We start from the raw sequence: 25,287 nt of genomic DNA on the forward strand, positions 1-25,287 counted from the left end.
AATTATAAATATGATTATTGAGGGATTAGTTCGATATTTCAATAGGAATGATTTACACATTTAAAAAAGATGGAGGTTCACTTCATTGTATACATTAGAAGATAACTACGACAAAAATGTTTTAAAAACAATCTCCTTGTTAGCGAGAGGTATTCAAGATTTTGATCAGCAATATAAAGAAGAAAGACTGGAGAATCTGCCTTCGTTGTGGAAAAAAGCTTCCGCTAAATTACACCTAATCGGTTTAGAACAAGGACTAAAGCAAAACGATTTATTTCCGCTTACCTTAGATAAACAAATGGAATGGTTAAGTACCCCTCTGACAGCTTGGCCATACCCTAAATTTGCTGAATTATTTTCATTAGAAGATGACTTTATGGAACCTATTTTATATGACTTTTCTGTAACAGAATTTTGTATTGCTATTGCGCAGGAGGGACAAAATCCGATTTTGGAGCAAGATACCGAAGAATTTGTTCAATTGAAAACGCTCTTAGATGATACAGGATATCGGTATTTGAGAAAATTTCTTATTGATAATCCTGTTGTTCGTGTAACCGACAGGAAAGTATTAAAACAAATGAAAAATTTACCCAATGAAGTTCAAAGTAAATTGTGGGATTTATTTTATGAACCAATTCCATTAACCTATGTATCTGATAAAACAGTCAACGTCTGTCCGCGTTGTAGTTGGACTTTGTTCAAAGATTTAAATGGCGATTATAAATGTGATACAGATAAATGTAAGAAGTTAACGAGAAATTGGGAGGAAAAAGTTCGTTCGATTGAAAATGGTAGCAATTTATTACGTGTAAAGCGTGGTATAAGACGATATATCGTTGACCCAGGAATTATTGAAATGAATTTGTATAAAGAGCTTTGCAAAATCGGTAAAGATAACGGACAATTTGAAGTAGAACTTTATCCAAATAAAGATGAATATGACATTTCAATAAAATTGAAAAATGGAGAGACTTGGATGATTGACGTAAAAGATTGGGCTGTGCCGCAACAACTTGCCTTCCATATAAAACCTTTTTCGTCAACAAGTGAATATGCTAAGGCAATTTTTAATAGTACCAAACTATCGGGGAGAAAAATACGTAGAAAAATTAAAAGTGATTTGTGATAAAGGATACATCATTATGACTGATAAAGAAATCATCCACTATATAATGAGAATGATCGAGGAGGAATAATGAATTGAGAGTTCGGTTTGAAAATTATTTTGCAAGTTTGGTTAAAGAAGTAAAAGGACATCTTATGGCAGCTGAAGTTTCAAGAGACGAAGTGGACGATATAGCTAAGACAATACTAAAAGTAGAAGCAGCAGCATATGGCTTAATGCAATTATTACCTGAAGAAATGTGGACATTCGAGCAGCTTTCCTATCTTTATTCGGGTACGTATTTATCGTTATTTCAAAATTTTTCTGATAGACAAATGAGAATTTGGAGCAACTTGAAGATTTTGCTGCCGTCATGGAAAGCGAGGAGCATAGTCACGAATTTGTGTGAGGAGTATTTTAGCTTGCAAATTCCACAAACTTTTCTTCATCTCTTACGTAATGAAGAAAGAATGATTTGGAAAAGCCTAACGCAGTATCCAGACCGTACATCATATTACGAGCAATTGCTCACGGGTGTAATTCCTCATGTTTCTTCAAATAGATCTATAGCTCAACATAATGTTGTCACTAAATTTAAAGACATTCACCAAGAAATTTCGTTTAAGATTCCTGAATATGTACACTCTTCTGAAATACGGGAGATTGATACAGATTATTTGCCTAAAGAAGCTTTATCCGTTACAAAAGAAGATTTACTGAAAGCGGCGAAAAAACTTGATAATCTTGAATTAGAAATTTTAGGGGAATATAAACATCAATGGTGTAAAAGAATCGAACCGATTATTTTTAATGAATGCACAAAATCGAAAAAACGCACAGATATATTATTTCTTTCTGGAACACAGCATTGGGTAGGGACGCTTTCGTCAGGAAAATCAACGATTATGGATTTACTTGCTTTCCATCTGTATGAAAATAAGAAAGTAACGACGCTCATTGTCGGGGACGTAGCAACCGCTCTGAAAAAAGTTGATTATTTTCAATCAATAGGAATAAAAGCAGTGCCAATTATTAGCTATCGACAAAGAAAAAGACATATTCATGAATATATGCAAACGATGGATGAATCCTTCATGTCATTAAGGAATTTTCAAAAACCTGCGATGCGCTATTTGTCAGATATTTGTATCATACAAGAAATGCAAGAGTTGAACTTAGAAGGACCTCCACCATGTTTTAACATGAGACAAAATAATAAAGTGACCATTTGCCCATATTTTTTTCATTGTCCCTATCATCATGCTTATCATGATTTGTCGGAAGCCGGCATTTTAATCGCTACAATACAAGGGCTTGTTTATAGCGAAATGCCTTCAGCACTCACTAGTATTCGAATGCGGATGTTTGAATATGTTTACCGACGTTCAAGCTTAATTCTTATCGACGAAGCTGACCGTGTACAATCCCAACTAGATGCGATCTTTGCTCCGGAAGAAGAGATCGCAGGGTCACAAACAAGCTGGTTAGAGCAACTCCATAAAAAAAATCAATGAACAGCTGTATAAGTCAAAGCTTTCTCTAAGGAAACCAACTATTGACAAATGGAATCGTGCTTTACAAAACGCGATGTCAGCTGTTTATCTCGCATATTCACAGCTTCAGCAAGAAAGGGACATTTATACATTTGTTGGAAAACAATATTTTACATCATATAAACTTTTGAAGCAGTTTACCCTTTCTTTGCTTAATATTAGTGGTAAAGATGAAAAGTATCAAGAAAATCCATTGTTTAAGCGAATATGGAAGGATTTTAATGATTTTGTTTTATCTTATCAAAAAGAAGATTACGGTTTTTTATATAGCGAAAAATTAGAAAAAAAACCATCTTTAAAATTATTAAAATCGATTACGAATCAGTTGATACAAGATGATGAGGAATCGTCTGTTTTAATTAGAGAATGGTTAGAGCTAACAAGTAAACGTTTTAATTTGACTCTTCAAAATAGGCGTTTGTTAGAGAAAAAACTGCGTTTTTCATTGACTATCCTTCTTCTTGAAAAATACTTATTTTATTTAGTTCAGCACTTTGACACGATTCAATCTGAATTTGAGGACATGGGTATTGACAACATGCTATCTATATTTCAAGGAACACCAAAGGATTACGACGGTCTGCTGCCTGTTTCGCCAACGGGAATTGGAATGGGATTTCGCTATGAAAGTGAAGAGCATGCATATGCAAAAGGAGGAATTTTGAAACTTGTTCGGATAATAGGAGTTGGAAGATATTTACTAACACATATGGATAAATTTTTTTACCCGTTAGATGGAAAAAAAGGTGCGACGGTCATTCTTTTATCAGGTACAAGTGAAGCTCCGTTTTCATCAAAATATCAAATTCAGTTGCCGGTTAGTTATTTAATTGAAAAGGACGAAGAAGTACAAACGGAAATTGAAGTTATATTTGAGCCGCTCTATAAACCGGACTTTGATCCTATTATAATTTCTGGAAAAAAAGATGATGAAAGAGATTGGGAACTTAAATCAGCTGTTGCATCGCTGAAACGAAACAACATTATTGAAAGAGAACTTGAATTGGCAAGTGAAGGAAGAAAACGTTTGTTAATTGTCGCTGGTTCGTATGAAGAAGCAGCAATGGTTGGTAAAGAAATGAGAAATGTTTTTGATAGAAAGGATATTTATTATTTAACAAACCAAAATAACGCTTCACTAGAGGAAGGAGTGTGGCCGCGGCAAAAAGTAGCTTCGTTTTCAAAATCAAATGGTGTCATTCTTGTTGCTCCGTTGTTAGCGTTAGAGCGGGGACATAACATTTTAAGTACTGTTGACTCCATGCAGGTAGCCGCTTTTCATACGGCAATTTTTCTTGTTCGACCGTACCCGAGACCATACGATATGTCGAGGCTCATCAATCGTCTAAACGCGTATATTATGAATGAACTATCGAAAGTGAACACGAAAGATTATAACATAAAAGAACAAATGTTAAAACAAAGAAAGGCTGCATATGCGATACAGAAAGAAATACTCTTAAATGAGAGAGGCTTTCGTTATTTAGACAACATAGAGAGAAAGTATTTAATTATGGATTTATTTGTTTCAGTTTGGCAGCTAACAGGACGCCTTATCCGCGGAAATGTCCCAGCAAAAATTATATTGTGTGATGGAAGTTTTGCGCCAGAAACGGTGATGGGTAACGCTGACAATTATACTACAAGCTTGCTTGTTGCTTGGAAAGAAGAGATCACACGCTTTGCAAAACGGGACAATTATTTTATTTTGCAAAAACTTTATTATCCGATCATGGATGGATTACAAAATTTGAAAGGGGTTAAAGTTCATGACAAAAATAAAAGACGATCCACAAAAGAAGACAAAAGCTAAATACACGTCGGATTATATTAAACTCCTAGCGATTCCAATAGAAGAAAATCAAGTTATTAAAGGATATAGCATTAATTTTCCACAAAAAATGAAAAATATAATGGAAGAAGAAAATCATTTCAAAAACAAATTCCGAATATTCCCATTGAAGTCGTTAAGTGAAACTATTCAAATTTTATTTACGGATTTATTGTTTGTAAACAGTAACGCACATTTTCAACATAATGAGCCATGGTTATTTTCCCAACATCCTATTGATATAGATTTATTAAAGCATATGATTGAGTCATGGTATTATGTTCACTTTAAAAAAATCCTTCTTCCAAATGTGTTAAACGATATAAAAATCGTAGAAGAAGAAAGAATAGTGAAGATAATAAAAAATGAACAAGGAACAGCTGATCTAAGCGATAGTTTTGCTTATCAATATTTGCCAAAAATCATTTCAGCAACTTTAAATAAAAAATTATTCATACCATGCTTACAAAAACATCTTGATTTTATTGAAGTAAGCACAAGTTCATCTAATGGCGTTAACTGGATAAGTTGGCCCCCGGAAAACGTTAAAGTTAAAAAACATACGGAACATTTTTCATACAACGTCAAATTTCGTATACAAACAATTCCTTTCGATTCCGTTCCTTATTTATACATTCATGTAGGAATTTTGCGTTGGATGACAAATAAGGCATTTATAAGAAATGAGGGAACGACTGTCTACCTGCAAGGAGCTTATCCATGGATTAGTGGCAAAAATGAAGTGGCACCAATTATCAAAGCATCTGTAAAAAAGCGGAACGGCCATTTGTTTTGGGAACATAAAACAAATGATATCATTAATGAAATGAGTTACGGCGGGGTTATACCCGAGATTGAAAAAGTTTTTGAAAACCCCTCACAATATTTTCTAGAGAATAAGGAAAATAAATTTACTGTTTTAATACCATATGGTTCGCATTTGTGGGGAACACATAATCTGGGAGCAGGCGCAGGTTTTAAAGAAAGAGTGGAAATCTCAAAGGAAATAGTAAAACAATTGCCTTCCGATTACTCATTCCCGATTTGTAGAAAAATAAAATCATCTTCAAGGATTGTGAAACATAAAAATTTAAAGTTGTCATCATCAATGATAATAGAAATTTGGTACTCCGATTTAAAGTGGCTTGAAAAGGCAAAAAATTCATTGCTTAAATCGTTAAATATTGAAGCGAACAATGAGGTTAATGTTTATGAATATGGGGAGTCCACCATCATATTAAAAGAGAAGGCAATATCGGAACAACTGGATGTTGGGCGGGAAAGAAAAAAAGATGGAGAGACATTGCTGATTGAGCGTATAACAAAAATGTTAAACGGTGATGTTACCCCATCGTTCTGTTTATTTGAATTAAAAGATAAGGAAGATTTTTATCACAGCGTTGATCCAAAGGACTTCATCAGACATATATTTGCTAAACATAACAAATTAACACAGTTCATTCGTCCAGTGGATCCAAAAGAGGATATAAAAAAATTGGATCATCGCTTTGAGAAAGCTGTTGCAGATTTGTTGAGACAAGCAGGAATTGTTTCGTTAAGGGGACAAGCCTTTCTTGAGCGACACTCCAATACTACTTTTGTAGGCTTGTACAATATTCAGCGAAACAAAAAAACGAGCAAAGAGAAGATCAATTATCCAATTATGGTTAAAGCCGATGCTAATGAAATAAAAATGGCTCTTCCTTGTAGGGGGTGGGTACCTTACCATGAAGGATTGCTTATGCTTGCAAAAGAAAGCAGTAATTTCATTTCCTTTAATTATGAACAAGATATGATGAAATTCCTTCATGGTTCGTTACATCAAATCAATGCAGAACATATTGTTTTGTTCGCGAAAGCTCAAAATATACGAAAACAAGTCAAATGGTTCCAAAACAGAAACATAAGTACCACTGAAAATCCATTATCAATGTTTAACAATTTAAGTATTGTTCGTCTTAGAGATGAAGAAGAGGTCGAAGCACCGGAGTGGACAGTTTTTGGTAAAATTGAAAATGAGTTAAGTGAAATAACGGAAATTCCGCAATCTTTCCCAACCGGACTGTTTAAGTTCAATGAACATGTCTTTTTTAGTATCGGTTCTAAGCCTCAAGGAGTTGGACAAAAGATCAATCCTAACAAAACAAAAATTGAAAAGCCAACCATAAATTTCTTGCGTTCAACAGCAGTTGAATTGACCATTCCAGTCTGCAGGGAGGACAAATTACCAGAAGAAATTGCCCAATTGGCCTATCAATTGAGAAAAGAAACCAGTTTGCAGTATGATGATAAGGATACATTAATGCCTCTACCATTACATCTAGCTATGAAAGCAAAAGAATATGCTAAAATTGTTTTCTAGATGAGAAGGAAGATAATATCTAGAAAAGCTAGGCAAATGATAAGACGCTTGTTTTTAGCATAGCAAGGATAAATCTTCTGGCACTCCGAAAATATTTTTAGCCATGAAAAGAAAATGAGCCGATCGCTCAAAAAGACTGTTCAGAAGGCTGTGTCCGACAGCCTTCTATGTTTGTACAACCTTCTAAAGTTTATGTGATCAGAAAAGTGATGGACACGTATATCTATACATTGATGGTTTTACTGGCAGCAATCATATGGGGGACGACGGGTACTGCACAATTTTTTACACCGGAACAGATGGGCTCGTTAGCGATTGGTGCCGTTCATTTGACTATTGGCAGAGTTGTCTTGTTATGGATTGTTTGGGCTAAGATACTGCTTGTTTGGAAGCATTGGCCGTTAAAAGTAACAGGTTTAGCGATATTATCCATAGCGTTGTATCAACCGTATAATTCAGATATTGATTTGTACATTAATTATACGGGAAACAAAAAGGGAAAATCATGAATGAGATTGACAACATTGTCGGCATTTATTCGTGTGATGTGCTGCCTTTCGATTCGCTGAATGAGGAAATCTAACGGCAAATTGAGCGCGATGGAATAATGATTTATGAGAAGTCTCTATCTTGAATTATGTCTTTGCTTAAATAACATGCTCAGTGAATTTTTCGAGGATGAAATATATGTAAATTTCAACTTTTTGAAAAAATGCTTTAAAGGCTAGGAGGAGGCTTTTTTTCTTAATTATGTTTTCGAGATTGATACTCATGACGCAAAAAATGCATCATTATTACAAGAGTGAAAATCTATTTTGTCGAATGTTTTAAATTTATACATTTTGGAATTTGAGTATGTCCGTGGAAGATGTATTCATTATATTAGCAACCATATCAAGTTGTTGAACTTATGTCTTGTTTGTTTGAAAATCATCAGAAGAAGCCATACATAGTTTTAGCCTTTTTGTGTTATTATGTAAGAGAAAGGCGGTAGATTGGGAATGGACGATTTGTTTGACAAATACAAAGAATCGATCGTGTTGTCGTATCAATATGCATTTCGTTTATTGTTGCACTTAAAAAATGTGATTTCAGCATCGCAACAAATAACAAATGAAGACGAATTGATGAAAGAAGTGTATAGAGATTCGATTGTGAAAAAATATGAGATTTTAGAAGATCAACTTTGGAAGCTTTTATCAAAAATTTTTAAGTCATCCGGGCTTGAACTAAACAGTCCGCGGGCATGTTATCGTCAAGCTTTTAAGGAAGGATGGATTGAAAATATTGATGTATGGAACGATATGCTGAGTTCGCGAAACGCAACTGCCCATGTGTATAACGAAGAAGATTATGAGCGAATAAAAAATAAAATCGTAAATGAATATGTTCACCAAATCGAAGCGTTGCTTCAAAAAATAAAAGAAGAAGTGATTGATAGCGATGTATGGAATTAATAAAAATGTATTTGAGCGGTTGCTTACGTATTTTGAAGGTGACAAAGAGATTCAAAAAGTTATTTTGTTTGGATCACGCGCAAAAAACACGGCACGCTATAATTCTGATATTGATTTGTGTCTTGATTATACCGGAAATAAAAAGGGGAAAATAATGGACGACATTGACGAGATTGTCGGCATTTATTCGTGTGATGTGCTGTTTTTTGACTCGCTGAATGAGGAAATAAAACGGCAAATTATGCGTGATGGAAAGGTCATTTATGCAAAACATCTGTCGTGAGCTTAGTGTTCGAGAGTATGTGTCGAACATGATGGGGCCAAAAGTGTTCGCTAGGCGTTCTCTTTTCGAGTGCCCTCCCTTTTTCCGTAAAAAACATCCATGAGTAAATTTTACTCCCCACCCATACATGAAAATCAACTATTCCTTCCCATAATGGATGATGAACGCAAACAGTTTTGAAAGACGTTCTTGGCGAGTAGTGACAGGCGTTGTTTGTCAATATTGTAAAAAAGCTACAGAAAGAGAATCCTTCTTCTGGAAGTTTTGTACATTGGAGCAATATGTTAAAGCCGATGATAAGGGGCGATTTTGACGCGCAATGTTCATAACAAAATAGTGATTTCTATAAAAGACACGAAAAGGTTTGACCTTAAAAATCAGTTAGTTTTAAGTAACAAAGATCCTATATATTTTGTTGATAACATAAAATAAGAGAGCTGTACCTGGCACCGCTCGAAGTAATATATAGGACATCACATTGGATAAATGAACGATATATTGTGAAACTCGCGTGAGGTCAGCCCCTTATGAGGCAGCCACATTTTTTAGCGAACAGTGCCAGGCACTGTTCGCTCTAAAGAAATGAATACATGACCTGCATGCAATTGTTCATACTTTCGTGTTACATCGCTTGTATAAATAACTACGATGCGAATGTGTTTCAGTCGTTTTTCTTGCTTATAGTATGTGTGCAAAATTCGGTAAGCATAATCGAGGTACTTTAGATGATTGTCGATAAACCGTTCGTTGCTTTCGTATTCTAAGAGGAGAATCGAATCGTCTTCGAGAAGAAATAATGTGTCAGAACGCTTTTCATCAGCTCGCACGGCTGGGAATTCGTTCGGCAGAAGCGCTTTAATTTTCGGAAGATCATGGAGGCCGTACACATCAAGCGCTTGATTACGATACAATTCGCTTAGCGATTTAAACAAAATATATTTAGCGTGATACGATATTCCTTGCGCCATTTTGTTACCCTCCGCTTTTTACTATTATTATACCTGTTGCCTTCTTTTATTGTCATCATTTGTTAGCATTTTGTCATAACAATCCGTCATCGCAGCGTTGTTAAGAAAAATGGGGTATACTGAAAAAAATAGAACACAATTTTTGTGTATGAAGTTAGAAGCAGTGAGAAAAGAACAAGTGTTGGACTGTAATGCGGGAGGGAAATATATTGAACACCAACTGGAACTTTGACAATAGTTATGCTCGGTTGCCTGAGCGGTTTTTTACGAAAATATATCCGACGCCTGTTCGTGATCCGAAGCTGGCTGTGCTCAATCGTTCGCTGGCAAAGAAGCTTGGGCTATGTGCGGAGGCGCTAGCGAGCGAGGATGGGGTGGCGGTGTTTGCCGGAAATCGAATTCCTGAAGGTGCGGAGCCTTTGGCGCAGGCGTATGCAGGACATCAGTTCGGATATTTTAATATGCTTGGCGACGGGCGAGCGATTTTACTTGGTGAACATGTGACGCCAGACGGAGAACGGTTCGATATTCAGCTGAAAGGGTCGGGACGGACGCCGTATTCGCGCGGGGGAGATGGACGTGCGGCGCTCGGGCCGATGCTTCGTGAGTATATCATTAGCGAGGCGATGCATGCGCTTCGTATTCCAACGACGCGCAGTTTAGCCGTTGTGACAACAGGGGAAGTTGTTATTCGCGAAACAGAGCTGCCAGGGGCGATTTTGACGCGCGTGGCAGCGAGTCATTTGCGTGTCGGGACGTTTCAATATGCGGCTCGTTTTTTATCGAAAGACGAATTGCAGGCGTTGGCAGATTATGCGATGAAGCGCCATGATTTGAACGGTGAACAGGCGTCTAACCGCTATCTTTTTTTATTGGAAGAAGTGATGAAAAAGCAGGCGGCGCTTGTAGCGAAATGGCAATTAGTCGGGTTTATTCATGGGGTGATGAACACCGATAATATGACGATTAGCGGTGAGACGATTGATTACGGACCGTGCGCGTTTATGGATGTGTACGATCCAAAGACGGTGTTTAGCTCCATTGATACGCAAGGGCGGTATGCGTACGGTAATCAGCCGTATATCGCTGGATGGAATATTGCACGTTTGGCGGAAAGTCTTTTGCCGCTTCTGCATGATAATGAGGAAAAAGCGATTGAGCTTGCGCAAGAAACGATAGGTCGATTTCCGGCGCTGTATGAAACGTATTGGCTAGAAGGGATGCGGGCAAAACTCGGGCTTTTTACGAAAGAAGAGGAAGACAAAAAGCTTATTGGGGAGTTGCTTCATCTTATGTATACTTATCGGGCTGACTATACGAATACGTTTCGCTCATTAACGTTAGGCGAGTGGAATTTTTGTGAACAACAGTTTCGCGATTGGTATGCACGTTGGAAGGAAAGAATCGCCCGTCAAGACGCAACAAAAGATGAAGTATATGAACAAATGCGGCAAAACAACCCGGCGATTATTCCGCGCAACTATCGGGTTGAAGAAGCGCTGACGGCAGCGGTTGAACATGGGGATTATACGGTCATGGAGCAATTGCTTCATGCGTTGCAACATCCGTATGCATACAAGAAGGAACACGAACAATATGCTATACCTCCTGAGCCGTCTGACCGACCGTATCGGACGTTTTGTGGGACGTAAAGAAGCTTCTCTCATGCTTGAGGGAAGTTTTTTGTTGTAGAAAGGGACGGGTGTTACATTGTAATATAAGGAAAGAAAGGGGAGGGGATCGTGTTTCCGTTTTTATACGACAATTCATACATAACGGTAAAGCTCCCGAAAGGAACGGTTGTTTTTCAAGAAGGGGATACGTGCGAACATGTCGCTTTTATCGTTTCGGGTGTCATTCGAGTAGCTAAAATTGGAGAGAACGGGAAAGAAGTAAATTTATATCGTGTTTGCAGAGGAGAGTCATGTGTATTAACGATTTCAAGCGTATTGTCTCATTCGCTTTTTCCAGCGACTGCGGTTGTAGAAGAAGATGCGGAAGCGTTTATCGTTCCGAAAGATGCGTTTGCGGCGATGATGGCAACAAACATACAGCTGCAAACGTTTGTTTATGATATGATGATGAATCGTTTTATGGCGATGATGCAAATGATTGAGCATATTGTATTCGAAAAAATGGATAAGCGTCTCGTTGAATTTTTGCTTGACCGATGCGAGAAAAATAAAACAAATATAGTGGAGATGACGCATGAACATATTGCGACAGAGCTTGGAACGGCGCGTGAAGTTGTTAGCCGGATGTTGAAGCAGCTAGAACGCGAAGGATATGTGCAACTTGGACGAGGAAAAGTGAAGATTATCGCCAAAGAAAAATTATGTGACAAATTTGCAACAATGTGACTTTATCACGGAAAAATGAACTTTTTTCCTCTATGCTAAAGGTAAAAGAAGAGGAGGAGAAAAAAGATGAAAGCCAATATTGGTTCGGTCGATCGCATCATTCGTCTTATATTAGGGGTTGCGTTATTAGGGCTGTTTTTCCTTGAAGGAAACATCAAGTACGTTGGCATTTTAGGAATCGTTTTGATCATTACAGCATTCGTTAGATTTTGCCCGCTTTACGTGCCGTTTCGGATTAATACGACGAAAAAATAGCTCAAGCTTTACGCTTGGGTCATTTTTTTTGCTTGGTTAGATGTTAGGTAGAATAAAGGGGAAAGATAGATAAATTAGCATGGTTAATTTTTGCGGGGATATTCCTTATTAGTGGATGTACATCAGCAAAAACATGAAAAAGAACTGCCTAAACAAATTGGGATCGTATTTCAAACAACATTAAGGAAGACATTCATGACCATCAAGTGTTTTCTGTTGAAATTAAATGAGAAGGCGCCCACAGACGCCTTCTTTTTAATCTACTTTTAAAACGACGCGGCCGTTAATTTCCCCTTTTAACATGCGATCAAATACGTCGTTAATGTTTTCAAGCGGCTGTACTTCGACAATTGTTTTTACTTTTCCTTCTGCTGCAAATTGAAGTGCTTCTTGTAAGTCTTTGCGCGTACCAACGATAGAACCAATAATTTTTACTCCATTTAATACCGTATCGAAAATTGGGATAGGCATTTCTTCCGGCGGTAATCCGACGAGTACGCAAGCACCACCGCGACGAATGGCTTTGTAGGCTGATTCGAACGCGGCTTTTGAAACAGCTGTGACGACAGCCGCATGCACACCGCCCACTTTTTCTTTTATCCATTGTGCTGCATCATCATGTTTCGGATTGACGACAAGATCTGCACCAAGTTGTTTAGCAAGCTCAAGTTTTTCATCACCTAAATCGACAGCAACGACGTTTAACCCCATCGCCTTTGCGTATTGGACTGCGACATGTCCAAGCCCGCCAACACCGTAAATGGCTACCCATTCCCCAGGTTTTGCCCCTGTTACTTTTAATGCTTTATATGTCGTGACTCCGGCACAAAAGATTGGAGCAGCTTCTTCAAATGATAAGTTATCAGGGATTTTTACAACATAATCGGCTGCAGCACGGCAATATTCAGCGTAACCACCATCGACGGAATAGCCAGCGTTTTGTTGATGTTCGCATAATGTTTCTTGTCCGCTTAAGCAATAGTCACAATGACCGCACGCTGAGTAAAGCCAAGGGATACCTACGCGATCTCCAACTTTTACATGTGTCACCCCAGGGCCTACTTCTTCAATTACTCCGACCCCTTCATGTCCAGGAATGAGAGGCAGTTTAGGCTTTACAGGCCAGTCGCCATGTGCGGCATGCAAGTCTGTGTGGCATACCCCGCACGCTTTAATGCGCACTAATACTTCCCCGTATGAGATCTTAGGTTTTTCCACTTCTTTCACTTGTAACGGCTCTTTAAATTGTTCCACAACTGCAGCTTTCATGATTATAATCCTCCTTCTAGGCAAAAAGGGATTTTTTGGTCTGTACATATGTAATGTAGCATGCATTTTATTTGAGAAAAATATCACAAATAAAATGTTCAAAAAAAAGAAAAATATTTTTGGATAAAAAGTTAAAAATTTGGTTTTGGCGTTGACATCATATAAAGTTTCCGTTTTAGTCATAATTTCGCACTTCCTTTTTCTTAGTTGCTATGTTAAGATGAAAATGTAAAAAATTGAATAATCGGCAAACTACTCGAAAGGGTAGGGCGCAAAGCTATAGGGGCTACGTCTATGCACAATAGATATGCCAGCCAGTTGCCCTTCTTGTAAGGAAATAGTAAGAAGGTTTTATTGGTAACTATAGCTGCCTTTCCGTTTGTTAGGCAGCTTTTTATTTTATTTATCACATCATAGGGGGGAAGCATCATGAAGTTAACGGTAAGAAAAAAATTAGTCGCGACGTTTCTTTCCGTATTGTTGTTATTCGTCGTAGTAAGTATGCTTACATATAATCGATTAGAACAAATCGACAAGCAATATTCCGATGCGATGAAAGAAGGCTTCGAGCGCATTAACTTTGTCACGAATATGCAAAATGCGGTGTTGCGTGAACAAATTGCTGTGCGAGGGTTTTTAATTAACGGAAGCCCTGAAAGTTTAGCAGCGTTTGAGCAGGCGGCTAGCGAGTTTTCAGAGAACGAAAAGAAAATTGCAGCACTCAAGCTAGAGGGCGAAGGAAAACAGGCGATCGAACGTCTAGTGAAAGCGGAACAAGAATATCGCGATATTGCGAAACAAGCGATGGAGTTTAAACGACAAAGTCAAATGAATGAAATTTCCCGACTCATGAAAGAAAGAGGAAATGCGATCACGTTAGAAGTGACAGAAGCAGGGGCGCAAGCGCGGGCAGTACAAGAGAAGCATTTGCAGCAAGTGAGCGCGATGTTGTCACAACAAGCAAAACAAATGAAGTATATGACGCTTATTACAGTCGGTGTCGTTTTTCTTGTCAGTATGGCTCTCGCGCTTTATATAAGCGAAAAAATTGCCCGACCAGTTAGACAAATTTCCGACCATGCGAAAAAAATTGCTGATGGTGATTTGTTGCTCGATGATATTCACGTTGCTAATCGCGATGAAATTGAGGAACTAGCACAAGCATTTAATCAAATGGTTCATCATTTGAAACAGCTCATTCAACAAGTAAGTACGGCGGCCGAGCATGTGTCTGCGTCTGCGGAAGAATTAACGGCAAGCGTTCAACAAGCAAATGCAGCGACAGAAGAAGTAACAGCATCGATTCAGGAAGTGGCTCAAGGGGCAGAAATGCAAGGAAAACGTGCGGAAGAAAGCGTGCAAGCGGTTGGTGAAATGGCAACAGCCATTGAACGAATGGCTCAAACCGCAACGTCAGTAGCAAGCTCCGCGACGGAGACAACAAAGCAAGCGACGGTCGGACAGCAGTATTTACAAAAAGTCGTTGTACAAATGAATACAATTAACCAATCGACAAATGAAACGAATATGGTGATTAAAGAGTTAAACGAAAAATCAGCTCAAATCGGAAAAATTGTTGATGTCATCGTTGGCATTGCGGAGCAAACGAACTTATTGGCGTTGAACGCAGCCATTGAAGCAGCGCGCGCAGGGGAACATGGCAAAGGGTTTGCGGTTGTAGCGGATGAAGTGCGTAAACTAGCCGAACAGTCACGCGAATCAGCAAATCAAATTGCGCAATTAATTGAAACGATTCAACAAAATACAGGACACGTCGTCCATATTGTTGGAAAAGGAACGGAGGAAGTAAAACAAGGAACGAAGTTAGTTGAAGAGACAGGAACGTTTTTTGCGCGTATTTTGCGTTCGATTGAAGATGTGAATGATCAAATTCAAGAGCTATCAGCCATTTCAGAGCAAATGTCGGCAGGTGTTCATCAAGTACATGCTTCCATGGACGAAGTATCATCAATTGCGAAACGATTCGTTGAGCGGACGGCTGAAATTTCTGCTTCCTCTGAAGAACAGCTCGCTTCTAGTGAAGAAATCACGTCCGCAGCTACATCGTTAGCTGAAATGGCCGAGAAATTAAGAAGTGAAGTGGCGAAGTTTAGAGTGTAGTACGAGTTACGAGGTTAGGAAAGAAGGTGTCCCGACATTCGGACACCTTCTTCGTCTCTTAAGATTTTCTTCTTTTACTTTGGCGAATGCCAGCTGCTTCGGCGCGAGCTTGCGCTTCTAAATCTTCGTGATCAGCAAATTCTGCCGAAAACTCTACATCATGTCCGTCTGATTTCATCGTCTTTGGCACTTGTGGCATCGTCGCTTTGTTTTTATCGCGCGCCTTTTGACCGCGTGAACGACCCATCGCTTTCGCCTCCTTTTCATTTATTTCGCTACTAGCATGTGACGAATAGCGAAAAAAATGAATGGAGAATGTTGTTAATGGCGTGCGTGCTTGGCGGTGAATCCTCCAGCTTGATCGGCACGCTTAAAGTCGCGGGCATAGGTCACTTCTTGTGCGCTAGAGAGCGTACTTTTTGTTTTATCGCGTTTCTTTTTGTCAGACATATGTATCCCTCGCTTTTTTAAAATGTAACGTTAACATTATGAACAGAAAAATAAAAAATTATCCAAATAAAAAAACCTGTTCGCATCGAACAGGTTACGCTTCTTTTAATTGTTGTTCATCATCGACTCTTTGTTGGCGCATCGCATATAACGTATAGTTATCCTTTGAAATTTCATATAAGTTGTATATGTCTTCACCTTGATTAATTTCTTCCCATAACCGTTTTCTCGTTTCATTAGCAAGGGTGACGTAAGGAAGTTTTTCAGCAGCTTTTGTGGAGCGGACGTTGACTTTGCGAATGCGCATGAAGATCGTATTGATGGAACGCTCATAAAACAGTTCGTTAAAGAAGGCATCTTTGGCGAGTTGGTTATACCCTTTCCCATGATACGGCTTTCCGAGCCATGTGCCTAAAAAGCCTGCGCCATCTTCAATATCGAATAAGTTAATCGTTCCAATCGGATTGCCCCACTCATCTAAAATGGTGCGCGAAATGAGTTCGCCGCGTTCTTCGGCTTCCATCGTTTGCTTTGTAATAAATAAAAACTCTTCGTATGAATATGCTTTATGGCGCACGAAAGGGAAGACATCCGGGTGCACCATAAGCTCGTATAACGCTTGACAATCTTGCAGTTCGCGTTTTTTAAGCATCGTATCTCCCTCCATTCACGAGGGCAGTCGACCATAGGGAACGAGCCACCCTCGAAATTTTTTAATTTATGCAAATCAAAAAATTTCGGGGTGGGAATCGAACCCACTAGAACCAGCGCACTGCTGGTGGCGCACCATTTGCCTTCCCTTACTGTCGCATCGATATATAGTTTTGAACGTATATATTTCGCATATAGCCTTTTATATCATACTTGAAATGATGTAAAAAATAAATAGTTTTTTTATTAATTTTTTTTGTATATTATTTCTCCATTAATCATCGTGAATATAGGAGTTGCTAAGTAGTGAAACGGATGGTAATTCCAAACGACGATGTCAGCATCTTTGCCCACTTCTATGCTGCCGACTCGGTCGTCCACTCCTAAATTTCGCGCTGGTAAAATTGTAATGCCTTCGAGCGCTTTTTGTTCATCAAGTCCTTCGCGTACAGCGATCGCCGCGCAAATGTGTAAATATTGAATAGGTGTATACGGATGGTCTGTCGTAATTGAGACGTGAACACCAGCATCGGATAAAATTTTATACGTTTTCCAACTTTTGTTTTTCAGTTCTACTTTCGAGCGGCGGGTAAGTGTCGGTCCGACTGAAACGTGCAAGTTTCTTCCTTGTAGTTCTTCAGCGATGAGATGCCCTTCTGTACAATGCTCGATGCGCAAATCAAGCCCGAACTCGTCAGCTAGGCGGATCGCGGATAAAATATCGTCAGCACGATGGGCGTGAACACGAATCGGGATGTCGCGATTTAACGCCTGAATGATAGGGATCGTACGAAAATCGTGTGGCCAATCGCTATATTTGGCGTTATAAAACGTCTCGCGAAGCATCCCCATAATCCCCATACGTGTAAGCGATTCTTTATTTCCTTGACTGTGCATTCGCTTTGGATTTTCTCCAAGGGCGAGTTTTAGACCTGCGGTTTCTTTCACAATCATTTTTGAGACGTTTTTTCCGTACGTTTTAATGACTGCGGTCGTTCCTCCGATGACATTTGCACTTCCTGGCATAATGTGTACCGTTGTAATCCCATGTTCAATCGCATCGCGGAAACCAGGATCAAGCGGATATACGCTATCAATGGCACGCACATGCGGCGTCATCGTCTCGATTGTTTCGTTAGCATCGTTTCCAGCCCATCCTGTCCCTTCATCGTATAGGCCGAGATGTGTGTGTACGTCAATAAACCCAGGGAAGACGTATTTTCCTGATACATCAATAACTTCTGATTGTTCATATACAGGAAGGTCATAGCCTATCTCCACAATTTTTCCATTTTTAATACGTACATCTGCCCCTTTCATCGGCGGGGAAGTGATTGGGTATATCGTACCGTACTTTAGTAATATGTCTTTCATAGCAAGCTCCCTTATTTCTTTTTCTATTATTGTATTCGTTACGATTGTAGTATGTTCGCTAGCGCTCGATCAATAGTTGGAAAAGAAAAACGGTAGCCAGCTTGCAGTAGTTTTTCTGGGATGACGCGTTGTCCTTCCAACACGAGCATGCTCATTTCTCCTAACAGCAATTGTAACGCGAATGATGGGACGGGTAGCCAGTGTGGGCGATGTAATATGTTTGCGACTGTTTTTCCGAACTGCTTCATTGTTACAGGTTGTGGGGCGGTGACGTTGACCGGACCCGATATGTTTCCATTTCGAATCGCAAAATCCACTACACCGACGACATCGTCGATATGCACCCACGACATCCATTGTTGGCCGCTTCCAATTGTTCCGCCAATCAACCATTTGTACGGAAGCACGATGCGTGGCAGGGCGCCACCATGTTTCCCTAAAATAATGCCAAAGCGCATGAATACTGTGCGGACGCCGAGTGATTCGATACGTTGTCCAGCCTCTTCCCATTTCTTCACTGTTTCAGCTAAAAAGTCTGTTCCGACTTTGTTGTGACGCTCGGTAAATGTTTCGTGTAGTGATGTCCCGTAAATGCCGATTGCGCTCGCTTGAATGACGACGCTTGGCTTGTTCGGCATTTGTGCGATGAGATCGTATATCGCTTCTGTCGCTTGTAACCGACTTTCGACAATTGTTCGTTTTCTCGCGTCGTTCCAACGACCGCTATTAATTGATTCTCCAGCTAAGTTAATGACGACATCGATAGAAGGAAGTTGTTCAAGAGGATTTGCTTCGTTCGTTAGCCATTGTACATAATGAATATAACGATGGTGTTCCTGCTTTTGGGCATTTCGCGTTAATATATACATATGATAACCTTTTTGAGCAAAGTACGCCGTTAACGCTTGACCGACAAAACCAGTTCCTCCAGCTATTAAAATATTCATTTTTTTCCCTCCTTTCCTTCATTATGCGTTGTTTTTAGGAAAAAAGAAAGAAAAGGTGTGTTCAACATATGTGGATTGAAAAAATTGAAGTAGATCGAAAAAATGCTGAACGTTTTTACGTTCATCTCGTTAAGGAAAGTGGCGATAAACAAATCGTTTCCGTTGATCAAGATGTCCTCATTGAATATCGAATGAGAAAAGGAATGATGTTGACAGCGGCCCAATGCGAGGAGATGATGAAAAAAGATCATGAAAAACAAGCGTATAAGCTAGCGCTTCGCTTTTTAGCTTATCGTATGCGTTCGACAAAAGAGGTAGTTGATTATTTGCGAAACAAAGGGATCGGAAATGAGATCATGGAGCAAGTAATTAGGAAGCTACAAAATGAGCGATACATTGATGATGAACAATTTGCCCACGCTTATGTGCAAACACAAATGAATACGACGATGAAAGGCCCTTATGTCATTTATAGAGAGCTGATCGATAAAGGGATACGTGAAGATGTGATTTTGAAAGCGTTGGAACGTTATACAGAAGAGATACAATTACATAAAGCGATGAAGTGGATCGCAAAAATCGACAAGCAGTCAAAAAGACGTTCTCATCAGGAACAAAGGGCGCATGTAACACAATTGCTGCATACGAAAGGTTTTCCTTCCCACATCGTTGAAGCGGCAAAGCAACACATCGTTTCAAACGATGAAGAAGAGTGGGAAGCGCTTGTATATCATGGGGAAAAGTCGCATCGCCGCTACGCGAAATACGATCGTTATACGTATGAACAAAAAATGAAACAAGCGTTATATCGAAAAGGTTTTTCGCTCTCACTCATTGAGAAGTTTTTAGAACAAAAAAAGGAGGAGTAACTCCTCCTACTCAATGACGATTTCTGGCTGTCGCTTATATTCATTTATAATCGTTTCCGCTACACGTTTTGGTGAACGAAGACGGGAGCGATCTTGAATATGGTCGGAATCGTCCCAGAACGGTGTATCCATGCCACCCATATATACTGCCGTAACGGCAACGTTTGTTTCGGCAAGTTCTTTTATGAGACTTTCACTAAATCCGCGCACGGCAAACTTGCTTGCGACATATACACTTTCATTCACTTTACCGCGCAACCCTGCGGTTGAAATGATGTTGATGACACTTGCTTGCGGTAATGCTTTTAAATATGGGAGAAATGCTTTTGTCATGTATATTGTTCCTTTGACGTTAATATCTATCATTTCGTCAATATGTTGCTTTTTTATTTGTTCGAGGGGACCGAAATGGCCGACACCGGCATTGTTAATAAGCGTTGTAATATGATGTGTACGACAAAGCGTTTTGGCCGCTTCTTGTACTTGTTCGTCGCTTGTAATATCAAGCGGGAACGCAATAGCCTTTCCACCTGATGACTCGATTTGTTGTTGCACTTTTTGAAGCGGCTCTTTTCTCCTTCCGATTAGAACGACTTCGTATCCTTTTTGCGCATATAAAAGCGCAAGCTCTTTTCCAAGTCCTGTCCCAGCTCCAGTAATGACGACCGTTTCCATCTATTTCATCCTTTCATGTATGATATATTCACGACAACGTGGAAAACGTATACATAAGCAGTTGTCATGAAGTAGTCAAATGTTATTGTGAATTACTACACAAACTTATGGTATAATGTCTTATGTCATTATATTACAACAAAGAAAGGGGAACAATATGAGCTTTTTACAAGTGGTAACAGCTTCTACACCGGTATTAGCTGTCTTTCTTTTTCTCGTTTTATTGCGTTTACCAGCGGCAAAAGCGATGCCGATTAGCTTTTTGATTACTGTGATTTTGTCGTTATTCGTTTGGAAAATGCCTAGTGTTCAAGTGGCAGCTGCAACAATTGAAGGCGTTATTGTCGCCATTTCAATTTTGTGGATTATTTTCGGTGCAATTTTACTGTTAAACACGTTGACAAAAAGCGGGGCGATGGATACGATTCGGAGCGGGTTTTTAGGTATTACACGCGACCGACGTGTACAAGTCATCATTATCGCCTGGTTGTTTGGGGCATTTATTGAAGGGGCAGCTGGATTCGGGACGCCCGCAGCAATTGGTGCGCCGCTTCTTGTTGCCTTAGGATTTCCACCGCTTGCTGCTGTTGTTGTAGCGCTTGTTGCGGATAGTAGCCCTGTTTCATTTGGAGCGGTTGGAACACCAATCATTGTCGGAGTCGATCAAGGGCTTCGTGAAGGAAATGCTGTTGCTGAGCGAGTACAACACGTCATCGGCACAGCCGATTTGTCTTCGTTTCTTCAAACGCTCGCAAAACAAGCAGTGTCGTTTGATATTATTATCGGTACGTTCATTCCGTTAATTTTAGTGCTTATTTTAACGCGCTTTTTCGGTGAAAATCGCTCGTGGAAAGAAGGGTTTGAAATTTGGAAGTTTGCTTTATTTGCTGGGCTTAGCTTTACCGTCCCGGCGTTTCTTGTCGCTTCTTTCTTAGGGCCAGAATTCCCGTCGATGATCGGTGGATTAATCGGCTTAGCGATTGTTGTACCAGCAGCAAAAAAAGGATTTTTATTGCCAAAAGAGCCGTGGGGGTTTAAAAACGATCAATTTCAACAAACGACAGCGGTTCAAAAGGGAGACATGCCACTTTTACTTGCATGGATGCCGTATATTCTTGTTGCGATCATTTTAGTGTTGACGCGCCTACAAAACTTGCCGTTAAAAGCATGGCTTCGTTCCGTGAAGCTGCAATTTAACAACATTTTAGGAACAAACATTAGTACAGCGATTGAGCCTTTATATTTGCCGGGAACGATTTTTCTCGTCGTCATTGTCATAACTGTATTTATGCATAAAATGAAGCGTGAAGATGTTTTAGCGACGATGAAGGAGTCGGCGTATACGCTCATCGGTAGCGCGATTGCGCTCGGTACAGCGGTGCCGATGGTTCGCATTTTCATTAATTCCGGTGTAAATGATGCTGGGCTTGCAAGTATGCCGATTGAATTAGCGTCAATGGTCGCAAGTGCTGTTGGAGCGGCTTGGCCATTAGTTGCTCCTTTAATTGGCGCGCTCGGCTCATTTATTTCAGGTAGTGCAACGTTTAGTAATATGATGTTTTCTTTATTTCAATTTAGCATTGCGGATCAAATTCAAGTACCACATCATATCGTTATCGCCGGGCAAATGCTAGGGGCGAATGCAGGAAACATGGTTTGTGTATTAAATGTCGTTGCGGCAGCTTCTGTCGTCGGTTTAGCTGGAAAAGAAGGGACAATTATTCGCATGACGCTCATTCCGATGCTTTACTACGTATTGATGACAGGAATGCTTAGCCTTCTTTTGATCTATGTGTTTTAGCTCCCGTTATGGTACGATAAAGATGAAGTTCGTATAAAGCGGAGTGAGGGGAATGGAACAGAAACGGTATAGTGAAATGAGCGAATGGGAGTTAAAGCAGGAGATTGCTGCATTGACTGAAAAGGCTCGGAAAGCAGAACAAATGGGTATGGTAAACGAATACGCGGTGTACGAAAGAAAAATGGCTGTGGCGAAGTCGTATTTGTTAAATCCCGATAACTTTCAACCAGGAGAGTTTTATGAAATTGAAGGAGACCCACAGTCGTTATTTAAACTTCAATATGTGAACGGTGTATTCGCATGGGGATATCGCTTGAATGACCCAGATACAGAAGTAGCGTTACCTATTTCGTTGCTAAAGAAAAGAGGTTGACGGGTATGTCAACCTCTTTTCTTCATATTTTCCGTTTGCTTACTTCAGAATGCAAAATCATTAAGCTTTGCGATTGTTGTGTTTCACCGTTCACTTGGGCATGGGCGTGCTTCGGATTGGCCCACGGTTGTGGGAAAGGATCGGAATAACGGTTATCATAAAATTTTTTACGCCAATGTTTACCCATCTTATTCCTCCTCGATGTCGCCACGTTTACTTGACGCATGCATTCGTTCTTGAGGGTGCGTATTAATTGTTCCGTTTGCACGTTTTGATGCGTATTCCGCTTTTGCGCGTGGCTCACCTTCTAATTTTTCGTTGTTTTGATTCGGAAAGCCTCGTTCTTTATTGCCCACTGTTAGTCCCTCCAGACGTGATGTCGTGCTTTTGAAGCACACGTATAGTATTCATCAATAGACGGTGATTTATGAACACCGCCGTTTACTTTAGCCTGGAATAAGTTCTAGTTTTTTGCGCAATTTCTTCTCGCTAAAAATCCATCCCGTATAAGAGCTAACAATATTCAAGTCGCGATCAAGCTGCACGACCGCAACAAATGGATAATAATCTTTGCTTCGGTAACGCAAATCAATAAAACGCACTTCATAATGGTCGTCATACTCATGAACTTCCCAGCGATATACAGGTGAAAACGACAAAAATGCCGCTAAATTTTCATCTTGTTTTGCTTTCTCAATGACAGGAATGTTTGGAATAGGGCATTTTTCGAACATGTCGAGCACGTTCATCGCCCCTCTTTGCGAGCGGGCAACGTAAAAGTGGGTTGATGTTGTCACAGCTAAATGCCATTCATTCCATTTTATTGTCGGTACGGTAATGATTTGTTCGACATCCGGAAACATTTGTTTGATCTTGCGCTTTATTGCTTGTTGTTGACGAAAGCGAATGATATAGTAACCAATGAGCACAACGTACACAGCGAGAAACGTATACCCAGCATGGTGCCCGTTCAGCCATAGGACGACTCCGGCTACATGAACGACAAAAATAAAAGGGTCAAACGTATTAATTATCCCAAGAGCAACCCATTTCTTTGAAAAAGGACGTAACGCTTGCGTTCCATATGAATTAAATATGTCGACAAACACATGAAAACTGACAGCGATAAACGTCCAAAGCGCGATATGAAAAAACGATGCACCATACACGTAAAAAAGGGCAACGCTAATGAGCAGCGTCCAAACAAATAACGCAGGGATAGAATGGGTAATGCCGCGATGATTCCGAATATATTTGGCGTTATTTTTTAATTTTAAAACGGTGTCAATATCAGGTGCTTGCGAACCAGCGAGCGTACCGATAAGCACGGCATGAGCTAGCGTCGGATCGTTCGCAATCGTTGGATCGAGCGTCGCCAATCCACCTAATGCAAACCCCATTAAAACGTGTGTACCAGTATCCAAATAAAAGGCCTCCTTTTTCCGATTGGACTTACTTTTAGTTTACCACCATGGAGGAATGAACGTGAAAGAAAATGTACAACAAATATTGGACCATTTTCATATTGAACAATTTCAGCACGATTTAATTCATTGGTTCGTCAAAGAACAACGCGATTTGCCTTGGCGAAAAGAAAAAGATCCGTACAAAATATGGGTATCAGAAGTAATGTTGCAACAAACGCGCGTCGATACGGTCATTCCTTACTTTTATAAGTTTATCGAAAAGTTCCCGACTTTAGACGCCCTCGCTGAAGCAGAGGAAGAAGAAGTGTTGAAAGCATGGGAAGGGCTTGGATATTATTCGCGCATTCGCAATTTACATGCAGCGGTAAAAGAAGTGAAAGAAAAATACGATGGATGTGTGCCGGCATCGAAGGAACAATTTTCGTCGTTGAAAGGAGTTGGACCATATACAACGGGTGCGGTATTAAGCATCGCCTACGATATTCCTGAGCCCGCGGTTGATGGGAATGTCATGCGGGTGTTATCGCGCATTTTTTATATAACAGATGACATTGCAAAAGGGAGCACGCGAAAAAAGTTTGAACAACTTGTTTCTTGTATCATTGCGCACGATAATCCGTCCGATTTTAACCAAGCGTTAATGGAGCTTGGCGCGCTCATTTGTACACCGAAAAGTCCAAGTTGCTTCCTATGTCCTGTGCAGCGTCACTGTCGCGCATTTGCAGAAGGGGCAGAAGGGAAGTTGCCTGTAAAAACGAAAGGAAAGGCGCCAAAACATGTTTCTTTCCGCGCTATTGTACTTGCTGATAAAAAGGGGAGCATCTTGATTGAAAAACGTCCGAATAGCGGATTATTAGCGAATTTATGGCAGTTTCCAAATGACGAGCATGCCCCGACAGCAGACGACCAAGCGTTTATAAAGGAAATAAGCGAAAGATATGGTGTTGTGATTCGCTCAGTACAACAAATTGGTACGTTTCAACATGTGTTCTCCCACGTTGTATGGCACATTGAAGCGTATAAAGGAGAAGCGATTGGGCTTACAGTAGATGTTCCAACGCGCAAGTGGGTAACGATCGAGGAGCTTGCATCTTACGCATTTCCAGTTGTGTACCAAAAAATATGGCAAGCGTATGAGTAAAGGTGAGTCAAT

General features: G+C 39.9%; 24 protein-coding genes, 2 pseudogenes and 1 riboswitch. Of the genes and pseudogenes, 15 read left to right on the forward strand and 11 right to left on the reverse strand.

Annotated features, from left to right (window positions below; all coding sequences use genetic code 11):
* Positions 1-85: 85 nt before the first annotated feature.
* The 7 genes and pseudogenes from K1I44_RS06955 (at position 86) to K1I44_RS06985 (ending at position 8,594) form a co-directional block, all read left to right on the forward strand.
* Positions 86-1,129 carry a restriction endonuclease-related protein gene (locus K1I44_RS06955; protein WP_219985716.1) on the forward strand — a complete coding sequence of 348 codons (1,044 nt, stop codon included), beginning with the start codon at positions 86-88 and terminating at the stop codon, positions 1,127-1,129.
* Between the two features lie 74 nt (positions 1,130-1,203).
* Positions 1,204-2,622 carry a pPIWI_RE_Z domain-containing protein gene (locus K1I44_RS06960; RefSeq protein ID WP_219985717.1) on the forward strand — a complete coding sequence of 473 codons (1,419 nt, stop codon included), beginning with the start codon at positions 1,204-1,206 and terminating at the stop codon, positions 2,620-2,622.
* 73 nt (positions 2,623-2,695) lie between these two features.
* Positions 2,696-4,474 (forward strand): hypothetical protein, encoded by a 1,779-nt coding sequence (locus tag K1I44_RS06965; protein ID WP_219985718.1) that lies wholly within the window; start codon positions 2,696-2,698, stop codon positions 4,472-4,474.
* On the forward strand, positions 4,431-6,854 hold the full coding sequence (locus K1I44_RS06970; RefSeq protein WP_219985719.1) for a pPIWI_RE module domain-containing protein: 2,424 nt from the start codon (positions 4,431-4,433) through the stop codon (positions 6,852-6,854). The genes K1I44_RS06965 and K1I44_RS06970 overlap by 44 nt, the downstream gene beginning before the upstream one ends.
* 449 nt (positions 6,855-7,303) lie before the next feature.
* A pseudogene (locus K1I44_RS06975) lies at positions 7,304-7,437 on the forward strand (nucleotidyltransferase domain-containing protein); the annotation flags it as partial.
* Between the two features lie 418 nt (positions 7,438-7,855).
* The gene (locus K1I44_RS06980; RefSeq protein ID WP_219985720.1) at positions 7,856-8,311 is read left to right on the forward strand and encodes an HI0074 family nucleotidyltransferase substrate-binding subunit; all 456 of its coding nucleotides are present in this window, start codon (positions 7,856-7,858) and stop codon (positions 8,309-8,311) included.
* On the forward strand, positions 8,298-8,594 hold the full coding sequence (locus K1I44_RS06985) for a nucleotidyltransferase domain-containing protein (protein WP_219985721.1): 297 nt from the start codon (positions 8,298-8,300) through the stop codon (positions 8,592-8,594). Before K1I44_RS06980 ends, K1I44_RS06985 begins: the two co-directional genes overlap by 14 nt.
* Positions 8,595-9,151: 557 nt before the next feature.
* On the opposite strand, the pseudogene K1I44_RS06990 reads toward K1I44_RS06985, so the two are convergent.
* Positions 9,152-9,562 (reverse strand): annotated as a pseudogene (locus K1I44_RS06990) (transcriptional regulator); the annotation flags it as partial.
* A gap of 191 nt (positions 9,563-9,753) precedes the next feature.
* On the opposite strand from K1I44_RS06990, the gene K1I44_RS06995 reads away from it, so the two are divergent.
* The 3 genes from K1I44_RS06995 to K1I44_RS07005 all read left to right on the forward strand — a co-directional run bounded on the left by K1I44_RS06995 (position 9,754) and on the right by K1I44_RS07005 (position 12,177).
* Positions 9,754-11,214 (forward strand): protein adenylyltransferase SelO, encoded by a 1,461-nt coding sequence (locus tag K1I44_RS06995; RefSeq protein WP_370627968.1) that lies wholly within the window; start codon positions 9,754-9,756, stop codon positions 11,212-11,214.
* Between the two features lie 90 nt (positions 11,215-11,304).
* A complete protein-coding gene (locus tag K1I44_RS15510) occupies positions 11,305-11,922 on the forward strand; it encodes a Crp/Fnr family transcriptional regulator (protein WP_042894708.1) in 618 nt (205 codons plus the stop codon).
* Positions 11,923-11,988: 66 nt separating this feature from the next.
* Positions 11,989-12,177 (forward strand): YgaP family membrane protein, encoded by a 189-nt coding sequence (locus K1I44_RS07005; RefSeq protein WP_042894706.1) that lies wholly within the window; start codon positions 11,989-11,991, stop codon positions 12,175-12,177.
* Positions 12,178-12,432: 255 nt separating this feature from the next.
* Here K1I44_RS07005 and adhP read toward each other — a convergent pair whose 3' ends face one another.
* On the reverse strand, positions 12,433-13,446 hold the full coding sequence (adhP, locus tag K1I44_RS07010) for an alcohol dehydrogenase AdhP (RefSeq protein WP_219985723.1): 1,014 nt from the start codon (positions 13,444-13,446) through the stop codon (positions 12,433-12,435).
* Positions 13,447-13,682: 236 nt separating this feature from the next.
* Positions 13,683-13,772, forward strand: a riboswitch (cyclic di-GMP riboswitch).
* A gap of 103 nt (positions 13,773-13,875) precedes the next feature.
* Between adhP and K1I44_RS07015 the strand changes: the two genes are divergently transcribed.
* Positions 13,876-15,567, forward strand: a complete 1,692-nt coding sequence (locus K1I44_RS07015) for a methyl-accepting chemotaxis protein (RefSeq protein WP_219985724.1) — start codon at positions 13,876-13,878, stop codon at positions 15,565-15,567.
* 58 nt (positions 15,568-15,625) lie between these two features.
* Here the strand turns inward: K1I44_RS07015 and K1I44_RS07020 are convergent, their stop codons facing one another.
* The 5 genes from K1I44_RS07020 to K1I44_RS07040 all read right to left on the reverse strand — a co-directional run bounded on the left by K1I44_RS07020 (position 15,626) and on the right by K1I44_RS07040 (position 18,989).
* A complete protein-coding gene (locus K1I44_RS07020) occupies positions 15,626-15,814 on the reverse strand; it encodes a YfhD family protein (RefSeq protein WP_003397915.1) in 189 nt (62 codons plus the stop codon).
* A 74-nt stretch (positions 15,815-15,888) separates the two neighbouring features.
* Positions 15,889-16,017, reverse strand: a complete 129-nt coding sequence (locus K1I44_RS07025) for a YfhE family protein (RefSeq protein ID WP_003397916.1) — start codon at positions 16,015-16,017, stop codon at positions 15,889-15,891.
* Positions 16,018-16,111: 94 nt separating this feature from the next.
* The gene (locus tag K1I44_RS07030; protein WP_003397918.1) at positions 16,112-16,669 is read right to left on the reverse strand and encodes a GNAT family N-acetyltransferase; all 558 of its coding nucleotides are present in this window, start codon (positions 16,667-16,669) and stop codon (positions 16,112-16,114) included.
* A gap of 245 nt (positions 16,670-16,914) precedes the next feature.
* A complete protein-coding gene (locus K1I44_RS07035; protein ID WP_003397920.1) occupies positions 16,915-18,042 on the reverse strand; it encodes an amidohydrolase in 1,128 nt (375 codons plus the stop codon).
* 38 nt (positions 18,043-18,080) lie between these two features.
* Entirely contained in the window at positions 18,081-18,989 is a 909-nt protein-coding gene (locus K1I44_RS07040) for a TIGR01777 family oxidoreductase (RefSeq protein WP_219985725.1), read from the reverse strand.
* 68 nt (positions 18,990-19,057) lie between these two features.
* On the opposite strand from K1I44_RS07040, the gene recX reads away from it, so the two are divergent.
* Complete coding sequence (gene recX / locus K1I44_RS07045) at positions 19,058-19,858, forward strand: recombination regulator RecX (protein WP_219985726.1); 801 nt, start codon at positions 19,058-19,060, stop codon at positions 19,856-19,858.
* Positions 19,859-19,864: 6 nt separating this feature from the next.
* On the opposite strand, the gene K1I44_RS07050 is transcribed toward recX, so the two are convergent.
* Positions 19,865-20,533: an SDR family NAD(P)-dependent oxidoreductase gene (locus K1I44_RS07050; protein ID WP_003397923.1), complete on the reverse strand. Its 669-nt coding sequence runs from the start codon at positions 20,531-20,533 to the stop codon at positions 19,865-19,867.
* Positions 20,534-20,690: 157 nt separating this feature from the next.
* On the opposite strand from K1I44_RS07050, the gene K1I44_RS07055 reads away from it, so the two are divergent.
* Both K1I44_RS07055 and K1I44_RS07060 read left to right on the forward strand, forming a co-directional pair.
* Entirely contained in the window at positions 20,691-22,334 is a 1,644-nt protein-coding gene (locus K1I44_RS07055) for an L-lactate permease (protein WP_219985727.1), read from the forward strand.
* A 52-nt stretch (positions 22,335-22,386) separates the two neighbouring features.
* On the forward strand, positions 22,387-22,707 hold the full coding sequence (locus K1I44_RS07060) for a YfhH family protein (RefSeq protein WP_003397926.1): 321 nt from the start codon (positions 22,387-22,389) through the stop codon (positions 22,705-22,707).
* A 22-nt stretch (positions 22,708-22,729) separates the two neighbouring features.
* Here the strand turns inward: K1I44_RS07060 and K1I44_RS07065 are convergent, their stop codons facing one another.
* The 3 genes from K1I44_RS07065 to K1I44_RS07075 form a co-directional block, all read right to left on the reverse strand.
* Positions 22,730-22,894, reverse strand: coding sequence for a YpzG family protein (locus K1I44_RS07065; protein ID WP_006322047.1), 165 nt, complete (start codon positions 22,892-22,894; stop codon positions 22,730-22,732).
* Position 22,895: 1 nt separating this feature from the next.
* On the reverse strand, positions 22,896-23,063 hold the full coding sequence (locus tag K1I44_RS07070; RefSeq protein ID WP_003397928.1) for a small, acid-soluble spore protein K: 168 nt from the start codon (positions 23,061-23,063) through the stop codon (positions 22,896-22,898).
* Positions 23,064-23,153: 90 nt separating this feature from the next.
* Positions 23,154-24,131 (reverse strand): metal-dependent hydrolase, encoded by a 978-nt coding sequence (locus K1I44_RS07075; RefSeq protein ID WP_219985728.1) that lies wholly within the window; start codon positions 24,129-24,131, stop codon positions 23,154-23,156.
* Between the two features lie 55 nt (positions 24,132-24,186).
* On the opposite strand from K1I44_RS07075, the gene mutY reads away from it, so the two are divergent.
* Complete coding sequence (gene mutY / locus K1I44_RS07080) at positions 24,187-25,275, forward strand: A/G-specific adenine glycosylase (RefSeq protein ID WP_219985729.1); 1,089 nt, start codon at positions 24,187-24,189, stop codon at positions 25,273-25,275.
* Positions 25,276-25,287 lie beyond the last annotated feature (12 nt).

It is taken from the genome of Anoxybacillus sp. ST4 (assembly GCF_019448545.1).
Lineage (GTDB): Bacteria > Bacillota > Bacilli > Bacillales > Anoxybacillaceae > Anoxybacillus > Anoxybacillus pushchinoensis.

What these genes read in the sequence shown, in the direction of transcription:
- K1I44_RS06965 (WP_219985718.1), top strand. Translation starts at nt 2,696, where the DNA reads ATGTCAGCTGTTTATCTCGCATATTCACAGCTTCAGCAAGAAAGGGAC.
- K1I44_RS06970 (WP_219985719.1), top strand. Translation starts at nt 4,431, where the DNA reads ATGACAAAAATAAAAGACGATCCACAAAAGAAGACAAAAGCTAAATAC.
- K1I44_RS06980 (WP_219985720.1), top strand. Translation starts at nt 7,856, where the DNA reads ATGGACGATTTGTTTGACAAATACAAAGAATCGATCGTGTTGTCGTAT.
- K1I44_RS06985 (WP_219985721.1), top strand. Translation starts at nt 8,298, where the DNA reads ATGTATGGAATTAATAAAAATGTATTTGAGCGGTTGCTTACGTATTTT.
- K1I44_RS06995 (WP_370627968.1), top strand. Translation starts at nt 9,754, where the DNA reads ATGCGGGAGGGAAATATATTGAACACCAACTGGAACTTTGACAATAGT.
- K1I44_RS07005 (WP_042894706.1), top strand. Translation starts at nt 11,989, where the DNA reads ATGAAAGCCAATATTGGTTCGGTCGATCGCATCATTCGTCTTATATTA.
- adhP (WP_219985723.1), bottom strand. Translation starts at nt 13,446, where the DNA reads ATGAAAGCTGCAGTTGTGGAACAATTTAAAGAGCCGTTACAAGTGAAA.
- K1I44_RS07015 (WP_219985724.1), top strand. Translation starts at nt 13,876, where the DNA reads ATGAAGTTAACGGTAAGAAAAAAATTAGTCGCGACGTTTCTTTCCGTA.
- K1I44_RS07020 (WP_003397915.1), bottom strand. Translation starts at nt 15,814, where the DNA reads ATGGGTCGTTCACGCGGTCAAAAGGCGCGCGATAAAAACAAAGCGACG.
- K1I44_RS07025 (WP_003397916.1), bottom strand. Translation starts at nt 16,017, where the DNA reads ATGTCTGACAAAAAGAAACGCGATAAAACAAAAAGTACGCTCTCTAGC.
- K1I44_RS07030 (WP_003397918.1), bottom strand. Translation starts at nt 16,669, where the DNA reads ATGCTTAAAAAACGCGAACTGCAAGATTGTCAAGCGTTATACGAGCTT.
- K1I44_RS07035 (WP_003397920.1), bottom strand. Translation starts at nt 18,042, where the DNA reads ATGAAAGACATATTACTAAAGTACGGTACGATATACCCAATCACTTCC.
- K1I44_RS07040 (WP_219985725.1), bottom strand. Translation starts at nt 18,989, where the DNA reads ATGAATATTTTAATAGCTGGAGGAACTGGTTTTGTCGGTCAAGCGTTA.
- recX (WP_219985726.1), top strand. Translation starts at nt 19,058, where the DNA reads ATGTGGATTGAAAAAATTGAAGTAGATCGAAAAAATGCTGAACGTTTT.
- K1I44_RS07050 (WP_003397923.1), bottom strand. Translation starts at nt 20,533, where the DNA reads ATGGAAACGGTCGTCATTACTGGAGCTGGGACAGGACTTGGAAAAGAG.
- K1I44_RS07055 (WP_219985727.1), top strand. Translation starts at nt 20,691, where the DNA reads ATGAGCTTTTTACAAGTGGTAACAGCTTCTACACCGGTATTAGCTGTC.
- K1I44_RS07060 (WP_003397926.1), top strand. Translation starts at nt 22,387, where the DNA reads ATGGAACAGAAACGGTATAGTGAAATGAGCGAATGGGAGTTAAAGCAG.
- K1I44_RS07065 (WP_006322047.1), bottom strand. Translation starts at nt 22,894, where the DNA reads ATGGGTAAACATTGGCGTAAAAAATTTTATGATAACCGTTATTCCGAT.
- mutY (WP_219985729.1), top strand. Translation starts at nt 24,187, where the DNA reads ATGAACGTGAAAGAAAATGTACAACAAATATTGGACCATTTTCATATT.